The organism is Flavobacterium sp. TR2, assembly GCF_025252405.1.
Taxonomy (GTDB): domain Bacteria; phylum Bacteroidota; class Bacteroidia; order Flavobacteriales; family Flavobacteriaceae; genus Flavobacterium.
On sequence record NZ_CP104307.1, the window covers coordinates 920,292 to 933,603 of the forward strand.

The following is a 13,312-nucleotide window of genomic DNA, read 5'->3' on the forward strand; positions in this document are numbered from 1 at the left end:
CAAAGTTTACTCGCAACTAGTTACTTTCAAGTATAAAGTTTTGTTATAGTTTGATTGAGAAAGTTGAAAGTCTCAATTCTATCTTCTATTATTTGAACATTACTCGAAATAAAGCCTTTATAAATGGCCCTTTCGAGCATTTCAAGATTACTTGAACATCTTCATAAAAACTAGTTTCTTCATCTAAAAACTTGAAAATCAATTTGGGATTTCCTTTTCTGAATAAAGAAGAAAAAATAGAACTTCCCAATTCGTTATGACGGTAGAGAATATCCAAAAGCAATAAATCGTAAAACCAAAATCTATTCTTTTTATGAAACGATTTCATATTGAGCGATCCCGAAGCTTCGGGAGAAGCGCTTGCATCAGCAATAAATCCAACCAATTCTGATGATTTTTTGTCTGAATTTTTAAAGGTATACCCCGTACTTGCTTTTGTCCAGCCTCCTGCCGTACCGATATTCAAAACACGTTTGGTATTTCTTTCCCAAAAAGGATAACACGTCATTGGAATGCTTCCCTCCTCTTTTTCGAGAATCTGATATTGGCTTACGCCTAATTTCTCCAGATAAATTTGAATTTCCTTTTCATATTCTTCCTTCGGAAGCAGCTTTTCCGAAAACAAAGTATATTCCACCAAAGCTTCTGTTTTTGAAATTGGCAGCACATACATAAATCTTGTATTTCCTTTTTGCTCAACCGAAAAATCCATGAAAGTGACTTCTGCCGGATTAAAAACTTCCTCCTGCGTTTTCGCAAACCAGCCCACAAAATGCTGCTGCAGAACGGGATATTTAATTTGACCTTCTGCGAAAGCCTGAGTATAAATGCTATTGAAAAGATACTCGCAGGTGTATCGGTTTTCTTCTGTCCCGACAAAAACGTGTGTTTCAAGTTCGTTGATATCGGTTACTTTTTCGTTTAAAAAAGTAATATTTGATTGTTTTGAAATAGCTTCGAAAACGAAATTATAAAAATCTAATCCATTGATTTTATTATAGGAATAAGGTTTTAGCTCCAAGTCTTGTCTAAAGTTCCCATTAGCAAAAAAAGCCAAGTCCCACTTTTTTGAAATCGCCGAATTCCAGTCGCTTTCTTCTTTCTCCCAAAAGCACCAAGTTCTGTCATTGGTTCTCTTTGCATCTTGATCTAATAATAAAATCGATTTGTCGGAGAATTTCCCAGACAGAACCATTTTATAAACCGTCATCAAAGAGGCGAGTCCAGCTCCTGTAAAAATGTAATCGAAATGTGGAATTTGCGAAGAGTTCATTTTCAAAAATAAGAAAATTTATTTTTCCAGTTTTTCCAAAAGAATTTTAAACTCTTTTGTGCTTAAATAAATATTATACTGAAAAATGATTTCGTTTTTCTCGTTCAAAACGCACAAGGTCGGGTATGCAATCTGATTATTGATGGTTCCCAATTGTAGCGCCAGTTCATGAACGCCCACATTATTGCCCGAAGGCAGGTATTTAAAAGTTTGTTTTTGGAAAGTAATATCTCGTTTTTCTTCTGCATTGAAATTAATGAAATAGAAATCGGAATTTAGTTTTTCTATAATTTCCTGATCTTTAAAAGTTGTGGCTTTCATTCGCTGGCAAAACTGACACCAATCAGTATGAATGAAGACAATGGTTTTTCGTTTTTGAATTTGCTGTAAGCTGTCCACTTCTTCAAAAGTTCTGCTTTTTAATTGGCAGAATCCTATTGAAGTTATTCCGAAGAAGAAAATAAGTAAAACTAGCTTTTTCATTTTTTTTTGTTTTTTAGCCACGAATTCACGAATTATTTCAAAAATTATCTGTAATGCAAAACAACAGAAAAAAATTACACAAATTAATTTTGACAAATTGGTGTAATTTTATTTGGTTGAATCTCAATAATAATTCGTGAATTCGTGGCTAATAATCGCTAATAAAATTACCTAAAAGTATATCGCAATCCCAAAAATCCGCGAATAGTTTGGTTTTGGCCGTAAACATAAGTGGTGTCAAAGGTCAAACCATACGGATTATCAGGTGTAACCAGAACTTTTCCTGCCGAATCATATTGCACATTTTTGTCGAAAGGGTCATTGGTTCTTGAAATCAAAAACGGATTATTCTGTTTTGGAGTAAAGTTCAGCAGATTTTTAATTCCGCCATAAACTTCAAAATTCTTCCAACCCGTGTAAGTAAACTGAATATTCTGAATGCTATACCAAGGAGAATTTGGATTTCTCGGATCGGTCTCGCTCAACAAAGGCAGTTTCATCGGACTGTAAACATTTCCCGTATAATCCATCGACAAATTCCACGGCTGAATTTTATACGAAATACTCCAAGTTGCCGTGAAATTCTCTGTCAAAAAAGGTCTTTCTGAAATGCCGTTTTCAACATTTTTGTTGTCTAAAACCGTTGCTCCAACAATAAATTTCAATCCTGAAGGAAAATTAAGATCGATATTTGTGCTAATTCCTTGGCTTATGGCATAACCATCAATATTGTCATAGATAATTTCGTTTGGATTGGTCTCATAATCTGAAATGATTTTATTGCTGAATCTCGTATAAAAAGCTGTTGTTTCGATTCCCATAAAAGTTCCGTTTCCGAAATTGATTTTCTGGATATAATTCAAATTCACATTTACTGACTGCTCGGGTTTCAAATCGTTTTTAATTATAACATCTCTAGAACCTGTTAAAGCAGCATGATCTTCGGTAAACAAATTCACAACCCTAAATCCTGTTCCTGCATTTAATCTAAAAATGGTGTTTTCGTTTGCTTTAAATCTATAAGCAAATCGAGGCGTGAAAATAGAACCGTGAATCGAATTGTAATCATATCGCATTCCCAGCAAAACCTGACTTTTTGGAGAAAATGTAATTTCGTCCTGAACAAAAATTCCAGGAAGCCATGTATTTTCGGCCTCTTTTGTTGCAGTCGTATTGTCGTCGTAGTATGTGTATCGGCTGGCAACACCTGCCAGCAAATCATTCCTTCCGATTTTTTTATCCCAAGTCAGCTGTAAAAACCCGATTTTCTGATTGGCGATGTAAGATGTCGTGCCATAACGGCTGTCTTGATAATGAACATTTCCCGAAAAAGAAAGCACCAGCTTTTCTTCAAATGGCAATTGATAGCTTCCAATTAATTCGGCTCTTTTGGTATAAATGCTTTCACCATAAATTTCATCTCCGCCACGGTATTTTTTTTCCCAACGAATGTCACCTCCCCAGCGGTCTTCGTACATACCGCGTGCGGCGATGGTAAAAAGACGGTTATGGTTTCGCTGAAAGCTCCATTTATTAAAAACCGAAATTCGCTCAGAAAGTGTTACATCGGTAAAATTGTCTTTGTCTTTATCAATAACCTGATCATAGTTGAAATAGTTAATTCCGATAAGAGAAATTGCCTTTTTTCCGGCATTAAACTTCATTCCCAAATCTAGATTGCTTTCAAAATAAGAAGTCGTAAAATAATCGGCAGAAAAAACGGGTGCGTTAGTCGGGTTTTTGGTAATGATATTGATCAGACCGCCAACCGCCTCACTTCCATAAAGAGACGAAGCGGGTCCTTTTACAATTTCAATTCGCTCTACCAAAGAATTTGGAATTCCAGACAAACCATAAACCGTCGAAAGACTGCTTACAATTGGCATTCCGTCTATCATGACCAAAGTGTACGGGCCTTCTAATCCATTGATGTGAATATCTCCCGTATTGCAAACCCCACAATTGAGCTGGGGACGAACTCCATTTATGTTTTGAAGCGCATCGTAAATACTTGGCGTCGGATTTTTTTTGAAGAAAACTGGCGAATAAACCTCAACAGGAACGGCACTTTCTAGTCTTTTTACAGGTTTTAAAGTTCCTGAAACGACCACTTCGTTCAATTCGTTTTGGTCTTCTTCTAATTCAAAATCAAGATTCAAATTTTCATTTTCCAAAACAGAAATTCTTTGGGTTATATTTTTAAATCCTGCCGAAGTTATCGCGATTTTATAATTCCCTTTCGGAATATTCTCTAATCTGTAAAATCCTAACGAATCTGCCTTTGTTTTAAAGTTTGTATTTAATAAACCAACATTAATTTCCTGACCTACAGGAATTGATGTTTCTATTTTTCCTGAGATATTTTGCGAGTATAGGCTTTTAGCTGAAATTATTAATATTGTCAAAAATAAATATTTCATTATTTTAAAATTAAATTTAGACAAAACTAAAAATTAAATTTGACAAATATCTATTCTAAAACAAATTTTTTTGAAACCGATTTAAATCAAGATGTTATATTTTTTTTAAAACCATATAAGTCATATAAGAAAACTTAAGTTTATGCTGAAATGAACTTAGATCACTTATATGGTTCAATCAATTATTCTAAAACAAAATCTTCATCAATAAGTTCTTTATTAATTACAGCTCCAGCAAAAGATCCCGTAGAAACCGCAATTGCTACAGATCTCATTGGAGTTGTGCAATCTCCACTTGCAAAAACGCCTGGAATGTTTGTTTTCTGCATCGCATCAACTTTCAGCAATCCTTGTTCGCTGCTATCACATCCCAAAGTTTCGGGGATTGGACAATGCTGCTCAAAAGGCGGTTTGGCATAAATCGCTTTTACTTCAACTTTTTCTCCGTTCTTAAAAATGATGTTTTCAATATGTCCATCCGTATGATCAAAAGAATCTATTTCTTCTTCTAAAATTAAAACGCCATGATTTTTAAGCGTTTGGTTTTGTTCCGAGGTCAATTCCGATTTTCCGTTAGTGCATAATCTCAAATCCTTAGTCCAATTGGAGATTAGTTTTGCATACTCAAATCCCATTTCTCCATTGGCTATAATCGCTGTTTTTTCATTTTTAACTTCGTAACCATGGCAATACGGACAATGTAAAACCGAAATTCCCCAGCAATTGGCAAAACCTTCAATTTCTGGCAGCAAATCTTTGACTCCTGTTGCAAACAAAACTTTTCTCGAAGTAAAAATAGCTCCTGATTCTGTTTCAATTTCGAAACCTTTTTCTGTTTTAAGAGCTTTTAAAGCAAGTCCGTTATAAAAATGGACCGTTTTGTAAATGTCGACTTGCAATTTGGCTTTCGCCGAAATAACTGCGGGCTTTTCACCATCTTGCGTAATAAAATTATGAGAATGCGGCGTTTGCCTATTGCAAGGCAGGCCACTATCGATAACTAAAACCTGACGCAAAGAGCGTCCTAAACTCATTGCAGCAGATAATCCGCTGTAGCTGCCGCCAATGATAATCACTTCAAAATGCTTCTGTTCCATATTTTTATTTTAATCGGTTGAGTTTTAAAGCTTGCTTTTTCTGTACCCTTAAAAAGAAACAATAAAATCTATGTTTCTACGTGTTTAGATTAAGTTTTACTTTCACCCAAGGGGTTATTTTAATGATTTTGATTTCTATGTAATTTGTAATTGATCAAATGCCCGATAATCATTCCGATTCCTCCGAAATAAATCAAATCCAGATGAATGTCTAATAAAAGTTCTGTCAAAACACTAATCCAGATGAGCGCCATTGAAACAACTAAAATGGACGATACCAAAAGAGATGATTTTTTTATAATTTTGAGAATTGCAAATAAACCTATCGAAGCAAATAGTAAATCTATAATCGGATTGTGACTCAGCCCTAAAGGCAGAATCGTTAAAAGAGGAAAAATCAAACAATGAACCAGACAAATGGTTGCGCTTGAAATTCCTAAAATATCGTAAAACGATGTGCTTATTTTCTTCATTTCGTGTACATTTGCTTAATGCAATTTTGTTGCAAATATATACAATTTTATCAATTGCAACATTGTTGCGTTTAATTTTTAATTCGACAAAAAATGAAAGCTACACGTAATACCGCAGCAAAAACAGCTGTTTTAGAGGTGTTTGAGAAATCTAAGACCGCTCTTTCGCATACCGAAATTCACAAACAATTAAATGATTTGTGCGATCGTGTTACCATTTACAGAATTTTGGACCGTTTGATTAATGAAGATGTTATCCATAAAATTTCAAATCTCGACGGAACGGTAAAGTATGCCAAATGCAATCATTCGCACCAGCGTGTACACATTCATAACCATGCACATTTCAGCTGCGAAAATTGTCACGAAATTACCTGCCTAGAAAATGTAAAGCCAAGTTATATTATGCCGCATAATTACAAAGTGAACGAAATCAATTTTACGCTATCAGGATTATGTCCGAATTGTTTAAATTCTAACATTTAACTTTTAGACTCGTCTAAAAATATTGTTTCGCGAATATAATTTTTCTCTATATTTGTGAAAACAATACTTTTACAATGACTAAATCTTTAGAAGAAGTCCACGAATCGGTTTCGACCGAAAACAAAAAAAAAGGGTTTAGAAAAATTTTAGCTTTCTTAGGTCCCGCCTATCTTGTGAGCGTTGGTTATATGGATCCAGGAAATTGGGCAACCGATATTGCCGGCGGAAGCCAATTTGGCTACACTTTAGTCTGGGTTTTATTAATGAGTAATTTAATGGCTTTGCTTTTGCAGAGCTTAAGTGCGCGCCTCGGAATTGTAACGCAGCGTGATCTTGCGCAAGCCTCCCGAGAAACCTATTCCAAATACATCAACTACATTTTATATTTTTTAGCCGAAATCGCCATTGCTGCTTGTGATTTGGCAGAAGTTCTCGGAATGGCGATCGGAATTAACCTTCTTTTCGGAATTCCGTTGCTGGAAGCCGTTCTGATTACCGTTTTAGACACCTTTTTACTGCTTTTCCTGATCAATAAAGGAATCCGCAAGATGGAAGCCTTCATTATTGCTTTGGTGGCTATAATTGGCTTCTCCTTTATTTTCGAAATGATTTTTGCAGAACCAGAAGTGCATAAAGTTTTAGCGGGGCTTATTCCTTCTATTCCAAATTCTGCAGCTTTGTATATTGCGATCGGAATTATCGGGGCAACCGTTATGCCGCACAATTTGTATCTGCATTCGTCTTTAGTGCAAACCCGAAAATTTGACAGAACGCCCGCAGGAATCAAACAAGCTTTAAAATACAATCTGATCGATTCTACGATTGCTTTAAATCTCGCTTTTTTTGTAAATGCGGCCATTTTGATCCTTGCCGCCGCAACTTTCCACAAAAACGGAATGTATGAAGTAGCGGAAATTCAAGACGCACACCAGTTTCTAGAACCGTTGCTGGGAACCAAATGGGCACCTATCTTATTTGCTGTGGCTTTAATTGCCGCAGGACAAAGTTCGACGGTAACGGGAACGCTTGCTGGGCAAATTGTAATGGAAGGCTACCTGCATTTTAGAATTCAGCCTTGGGTCCGTAGAATTATAACGCGCTTGATTGCCATAATTCCTGCCGTTATTGTGATTTTGATTTATGGCGAAAGCGTGACAGGGAAATTGCTTATTCTCAGCCAAGTTATTTTAAGTTTACAATTAGGATTTGCCATTATTCCGCTGATTCATTTTGTGAGTGATAAATCTAAAATGAAAGGTTTTCATATTTCTAGAACCACCCAAGTTGTCTCTTGGATTATTGCGTCTATCATTGTTTCTCTGAATGCCAAATTGGTTTATGACGAAATTACCTCCTGGCTGGCAAGTTCGGAGCACCCAATGGTTCTTTGGTTTACGGTTGTTCCTTTAGCTTTCGGATTTTTGGCTTTATTGCTATACATTGTTTTCAAACCATTTATAGCCAAATTCAAATCAAAAGCTATAAATCATTCGCCTCACAATCTTAAATTGAAGTTTTCGCCAAGAGAAAGCAAGAGCATTAAAAACATTGCAGTGTCTGTAGATTTCTCAAATGCTGACGAAGCTGCTTTGAACAAAGCCTTTGAATTGGGCGGCATTGACACAGAATACACCCTCATTCACATTGTAGAAACAGTCGGAGCCTTAATGTATGGCGTCAATGTTCATGATTATGAAACCACAATCGATGAGAAATTATTGCTGAAATACAAAGATATGCTTTCAGATAAAGGATTCAAGATCAAAACAGAACTTGGTTTTGGAAAACCAAACACCGTAATTCCGAAAATCATAAACGAAGGCCAGTTCGATATTCTTGTCATGGGGACCCACGGCCACACTGGACTAAAAGATATTCTTTTCGGCACAACGGTAGATAAATTGAGACATAAAATTTCAATACCTTTGTTGATTGTTAAATAAATTTCCAGATTCAAAGGTTCAGAGTTGCAAAGGCACAAAGATTTACTGCTTTGAACCTTTGTTCCTTTGCAACTTTGTTCCTCAAAAAGAAAAAAAATGACTTTTTCAGAAGAAAACTACCTTAAATCGATCTATCATCTGACTGCTGCATCAGAAACAGAAGTCAGTACGAATGCAATTGCAGAAATTATGGAAACGAAAGCTTCCTCTGTAACCGATATGCTCAAAAAGCTGGCAGAGAAAGATTTGGTTAATTATAAAAAATACCAAGGGGTTTCTTTGACTGAAAACGGAAAACTGGCCGCCAAAATGATTGTTAGAAAACATCGTTTATGGGAAGTCTTTCTGGTTGAAAAACTAAATTTCAGCTGGGATGAAGTGCACGATATTGCCGAGCAATTGGAACATATCAAATCGGAACAGCTTATAAACCGTTTGGATGATTTTTTAGGAAATCCAACTGAAGATCCGCACGGTGACCCAATTCCTGATGCAAATGGACGAATTATTAAAATCGAAAAACAGCTTTTATCAGAATTAGAAGAAAGTCAAACCGGTGTTTGTGTTGGTGTAAAAGACACTTCTTCGGAGTTTTTGAAATATCTCGATAAACAAGGAATTGCTTTAGGTTCTAAGATTGAATTCCTTTCTAAAGAATCTTTCGATTTATCGGTTAAAATTAAAGTGAATGAAAGAGAATTATCTATTTCTAATAAAATTGCTTCTAATTTGTTTGTGAAGCTGGTTTAGCACTTTATTCCGCAAAGACACGCGGAAAAAATTTCGCAGAGATACGCTAAGTAATTGTAAAGGTTTTATTTTTTTGTCAGGCTGAGCGAAATCTTTGTCAGGCTGAGCGGAGTCGAAGCCCCCCACGCAAAGTGATTCAGCAAACGTTGGCTTCGACTCCGCTCAGCCTGACAAATTAGTTATCTATTTAAACAATCCCTTTTTCAATCATTTCCAGCATAACTGGCGAAGCATTTTTAAATGTTGGCGCTTGCTCAATAATGCTTCCTGCGTTCTTTTTATTTACTTTGAAAGTCACATCATCATCTGTTGTGAATAAAAGCGCTGTTAAGAAAGGTTTTTTGATGTGTGACCCTAAAATCAGTAAAGCTTCGTCTAAAGTGTGAATGCTCTCAATCTCTTCTGTTTTATATCGAAAAGTCAGCGAAATAGAGAATGTATTATCTTCGTTCAGAACCAATCTGAAATAGACATTTTTAAGCTCTGTGTCTCCCATCGTTTTGGCCAAAGTCAGTTTTGCGAAAGTTCCTGATTGGATGCTTTCTTTAACTCGTTCACAAAAAAGGGCAAATATTGGTTCGTACATTTTTTTAAGTTGCTAAGGTTCTGAGATACTATCCCGAAGTTTCGGGACTAAGTTTTTAAAACCTTTGTTTATTATTTAACCGCAAAGTTCGCAAAGATTTACGTTATCTCTTGGGACCTTTGCGGTTAAAAAAAATTATTTTCCTGTAAATTCTGCTTTACGTTTTTCTAAAAAGGCAGTTGTTCCTTCTTTGAAATCTTGGGTTCCGAAACATTCTCCGAATGATTTTATTTCAGTGTCAAAACCATTTTTGCCGTCTTTGAAATTCGCATTGATAGCTTTTATTGCTTTACCGATAGCAAATGGCGCATTTTTAATTATTTTTTGAGCAATTACAGTTGTAAACGATAAAAGTTCTTCTTGCGGCACAACGTGGTTTACCAAACCATAATCTTTTGCTTGTTCGGCAGTAATCATTGCTGCGGTCATAATCAATTCCATTGCACGGCCTTTTCCAATCAATTGCGGCAAACGCTGTGTTCCTCCGTAACCTGGAATTAACCCTAGAGTAACTTCTGGAAGCCCCATTTTAGCATTATCAGAAGCAATTCTAAAATGACAAGCCATTGCTAATTCTAATCCTCCGCCAAGAGCGAAACCATTCACAGCAGCAATTACGGGCTTTTTAAGATTTTCAATGCAATCAAATAACGATTCTTGCCCTTCAGCCGCTAATTGTGCGCCTTCAACGACAGTATAATTGGCAAATTCCGAAATATCTGCTCCAGCAACAAAAGCTTTTTCTCCGCTTCCGGTTAAAATAACAACGCGAACATCATCATTTTTAGCCAATGATTGGATGGCATCACTCAGATCACTAATTGTTGCTTTGTTTAAGGCATTCAATTTGGTTGGTCTGTTAATCGTAATTGTAGCAACTTTTTCTTCGATTGAAATTAAGATATTTTCGTAATTCATGACGGTAAATTTTATGAGTTGGTGATAGGGAGAGAAACTGTAAACGTAGTTCCTTTTCCGTAAGTTGATTCAAAGGTAATTGTTCCTTTGTAATTTTCGATAATGTTTTTGATAATTCCGAGTCCAAGTCCCATACCGCTAGTCTTGGTTGTAAATTTTGGTTCGAAAATTCTTCCTATATCTTGCTTTTGGATTCCGATTCCGTTGTCTTTTACCGCGATTTCAACATTGTTGTCCTGTCTTTTTACGGTCACCACAATCGATTTATGAAACTGGCTTTCCGGAATGGCCTGAGTCGCATTTTTAACCAAATTGGTAATAACGCGGATTAATTGCGTACGATCCATTTTAGATATGATTTCGTCTTCTTCCTTTTCAAAAGAAATATAATCTTCATTAAAAATATCTAGAGCCAGTTCGACAACTTCAACCACATTTAACGTTTCATTCTGCTGGGCAGGCATCGACGCAAAGTTTGAAAATGCCGAAGCCACAGCGGTCATGGTATCAATCTGCTGAATTAAGGTTTCGGAGTAATCATTCATTTTCTGTTTTACATCTGGCGCAGAGGGATCAAATTTTCTCTGAAAACTCTGAACCGTCAAACGCATCGGTGTAAGCGGATTCTTGATTTCGTGCGCTACTTGTTTTGCCATTTCTCGCCATGCTTCTTCACGTTCGCTTTGGGCAAGTTTAATGGCACTTTTTTCCAGTTTGTCCACCATTCCGTTGTAGGCCTCAATCAAGAAATTGACTTCTTTGCTATTGGCTTCCAGAACAATTTTTTCGTTTTTCTGATCCAAATTTGTCTCTTCCAATCTTTCAGAAATCGTTTTTAAAGATTTTGTGATGTAAGTAGAAAGAAAATAAGCGAGCGCAAAAGCCACAATCAGCATAAAAGAATATACCTGGCTCAAACGGATTAGGAAAGTATTCAGCTCATTGTCATAATATCCATCATCTTCTAGATAGGGAAGATTAAGGATTCCGAGTGGTTTGAATTTTTCGTCTTTAATTAAACTGTACGAAGATCTGTTCTTAACGCCATCGATGGTTTTAATGTCCACAAAACGCTTTTCGATAGAAGAACGAACGAGTTTCAGAATGTATTCTGGAATTGGCGGTGCAATTTTATCAACGGCAAACGACTCTTTAGAAGATTTGAGCAGTTTTCCGTCCAAACTGTAAATATTGATTTCGATTTTGTGAATCTGTGCCAGCTCATGAATTTTATCTTTAAAGATCAAATCTAAATTCTGAGTTTTGAGCGGATACGTTGTAGTTGCGAGAACATAATTGATGTGTTCTTTTACCGCATTTTCTTTACGTTCTAAACGTTCCTGATGGTATTCTTTGGCTTCAGTCTTAAACTGAATGATCGAAATAGAAGCCAATAAAAAAGATGCTACAACAATCAATACAATCATCGACAGGAAAATCCTGGTACGAAGAGACAGCATTGACATTTTGAAGTTTAGCATTTTCTTTTTGTTTTATTTGTTTCAAGTTTCAAGTTTCAAGTTTCAGGTTTTGTTACGTTTGGCAACTTGAAACCTGAAACTTGAAACCTGAAACTAAAAAACTATTTTTTTTCGCCACTAATTACAGCAATTCGCACGAATCAAATTTTGATAATTTTAGTCACAGATTGACAAGATTAAAATGATTTTTAACATAATCTAAAAATAATCCGTTTAATCGGTGGTTAAATAAAATTAGCGTCAATTTGTGTAATTCGTGGCTGCCTTTTTATTTTTTTTCGCGGATTCGTTTGTAAAAACGGAATCCCAGCATAATTAAGACCGAAAATAAAATGATTCCTATTACGCCGAAAATCCAATTGATGGCACTTTTTAAAACTACTAAAAATACAACGGCAAATAGAATAATCGTTGCGCCTTCATTCCACAAACGCATAAAATTATTAGAATATTTTACTTCATCTCGCTGCAATTGCTTAAAAATCTGATGGCATTTTCCGTGGTATAAATACAAAAGGAAAACGAAACATAATTTTACGTGCATCCACGGCATTTTAATCCAAATATGGCCTGCATCTGTAAAGAACAGCATCCAAAAAGCAAAAATACTTGCCAAAACTGCCGATGGCCATGTAATAATGTACCACAAACGGTAGGCCATTATTTTGTATTGCGCTTGTAAAATTTCTTTTTCTGGCGAAGGCTTTTCATTGGCTTCAATTTGGTAAACAAACAGACGCACAATATAAAACAAACCTGCAAACCAAGTGATTACAAAAATGAGATGCAGTGATTTTAAATAGTTATAATATTCCATTATTTTTTAAAACTCGATTTTTTAAAAAGATCAATCATATCTCTGCCATAATCTTCATTTTCATATACTATTGAAGCGATAAAGATTTTGTCTCCAAATCCTCTCGAAAAAATTACCATTGTAGCAACTCTTTTGCCCTCTTCGGTAATTTCGATTTTAGATTTTCTAAATTCTAAACCCGAAACGTTCTCACTGCTTACCAAGTAATCTCCCATTTTGCCTTTCGGATAAATTTTCCCAACATCTTTTAAAAGAAGAAAATCTTTTAATCGCATCTTTAAATCAACCCCTTGAGCATCTGCGGCAGTGTAATTTTCGTAATTGGCCGTAAAGTAATTGGCTTCATCTCTCTTAAAAGCTACAATAGCGTTTTCTTTTTTCAATAAAGCGTCATCTCCTTTAACTTCTCCTTTTTCCTTTTGAATTACCTTCTCATAATCATCAGGAATTGCAATCTCCCAATTGAATGTTTTGTCAAAAAAACGATTGTTTTCAAAAGTGTTTTTCTTTTTGCATCCAGCTATCGCTACTAAAACAAAAAGTAGAATCGAAATTTTTTTTAATCTATTCATTTATACGAAATTG

Annotated in this window: 13 protein-coding genes; 3 read left to right on the forward strand and 10 right to left on the reverse strand. The window is 35.6% G+C overall.

Going from position 1 to position 13,312, the window contains the following annotated elements:
* Positions 1 to 88: 88 nt before the first annotated feature.
* From N4T20_RS04400 to N4T20_RS04420, 5 genes are all read right to left on the reverse strand, one after another.
* Complete coding sequence (locus tag N4T20_RS04400) at positions 89 to 1,273, reverse strand: lycopene cyclase family protein (RefSeq protein ID WP_260671889.1); 1,185 nt, start codon at positions 1,271 to 1,273, stop codon at positions 89 to 91.
* 18 nt (positions 1,274 to 1,291) lie between these two features.
* Positions 1,292 to 1,756: a thioredoxin family protein gene (locus N4T20_RS04405; RefSeq protein ID WP_260671890.1), complete on the reverse strand. Its 465-nt coding sequence runs from the start codon at positions 1,754 to 1,756 to the stop codon at positions 1,292 to 1,294.
* A gap of 167 nt (positions 1,757 to 1,923) precedes the next feature.
* Positions 1,924 to 4,176, reverse strand: coding sequence for a TonB-dependent receptor (locus N4T20_RS04410; RefSeq protein ID WP_260671891.1), 2,253 nt, complete (start codon positions 4,174 to 4,176; stop codon positions 1,924 to 1,926).
* 182 nt (positions 4,177 to 4,358) lie between these two features.
* The gene (locus N4T20_RS04415) at positions 4,359 to 5,273 is read right to left on the reverse strand and encodes an NAD(P)/FAD-dependent oxidoreductase (protein ID WP_260671892.1); all 915 of its coding nucleotides are present in this window, start codon (positions 5,271 to 5,273) and stop codon (positions 4,359 to 4,361) included.
* A gap of 119 nt (positions 5,274 to 5,392) precedes the next feature.
* On the reverse strand, positions 5,393 to 5,746 hold the full coding sequence (locus N4T20_RS04420; protein WP_260671893.1) for a MerC domain-containing protein: 354 nt from the start codon (positions 5,744 to 5,746) through the stop codon (positions 5,393 to 5,395).
* Between the two features lie 93 nt (positions 5,747 to 5,839).
* Here N4T20_RS04420 and N4T20_RS04425 point away from each other — a divergent pair, with 93 nt between their 5' ends.
* The 3 genes from N4T20_RS04425 to N4T20_RS04435 all read left to right on the forward strand — a co-directional run bounded on the left by N4T20_RS04425 (position 5,840) and on the right by N4T20_RS04435 (position 8,925).
* Complete coding sequence (locus tag N4T20_RS04425; RefSeq protein ID WP_260671894.1) at positions 5,840 to 6,232, forward strand: Fur family transcriptional regulator; 393 nt, start codon at positions 5,840 to 5,842, stop codon at positions 6,230 to 6,232.
* Positions 6,233 to 6,306: 74 nt separating this feature from the next.
* Positions 6,307 to 8,175 carry an Nramp family divalent metal transporter gene (locus tag N4T20_RS04430; protein ID WP_260671895.1) on the forward strand — a complete coding sequence of 623 codons (1,869 nt, stop codon included), beginning with the start codon at positions 6,307 to 6,309 and terminating at the stop codon, positions 8,173 to 8,175.
* A 96-nt stretch (positions 8,176 to 8,271) separates the two neighbouring features.
* Positions 8,272 to 8,925 carry a metal-dependent transcriptional regulator gene (locus N4T20_RS04435; RefSeq protein WP_260671896.1) on the forward strand — a complete coding sequence of 218 codons (654 nt, stop codon included), beginning with the start codon at positions 8,272 to 8,274 and terminating at the stop codon, positions 8,923 to 8,925.
* Between the two features lie 187 nt (positions 8,926 to 9,112).
* On the opposite strand, the gene N4T20_RS04440 is transcribed toward N4T20_RS04435, so the two are convergent.
* From N4T20_RS04440 to N4T20_RS04460, 5 genes are all read right to left on the reverse strand, one after another.
* Complete coding sequence (locus N4T20_RS04440; RefSeq protein WP_260671897.1) at positions 9,113 to 9,511, reverse strand: hypothetical protein; 399 nt, start codon at positions 9,509 to 9,511, stop codon at positions 9,113 to 9,115.
* Between the two features lie 135 nt (positions 9,512 to 9,646).
* On the reverse strand, positions 9,647 to 10,429 hold the full coding sequence (locus N4T20_RS04445) for an enoyl-CoA hydratase/isomerase family protein (RefSeq protein ID WP_260671898.1): 783 nt from the start codon (positions 10,427 to 10,429) through the stop codon (positions 9,647 to 9,649).
* Positions 10,430 to 10,440: 11 nt separating this feature from the next.
* Complete coding sequence (locus N4T20_RS04450; protein ID WP_260673094.1) at positions 10,441 to 11,856, reverse strand: ATP-binding protein; 1,416 nt, start codon at positions 11,854 to 11,856, stop codon at positions 10,441 to 10,443.
* A gap of 322 nt (positions 11,857 to 12,178) precedes the next feature.
* Positions 12,179 to 12,727, reverse strand: a complete 549-nt coding sequence (locus tag N4T20_RS04455; RefSeq protein ID WP_260671899.1) for a CopD family protein — start codon at positions 12,725 to 12,727, stop codon at positions 12,179 to 12,181.
* Positions 12,727 to 13,299, reverse strand: coding sequence for a hypothetical protein (locus tag N4T20_RS04460; protein ID WP_260671900.1), 573 nt, complete (start codon positions 13,297 to 13,299; stop codon positions 12,727 to 12,729). Before N4T20_RS04460 ends, N4T20_RS04455 begins: the two co-directional genes overlap by 1 nt.
* Between the last annotated feature and the right edge of the window lie 13 nt (positions 13,300 to 13,312).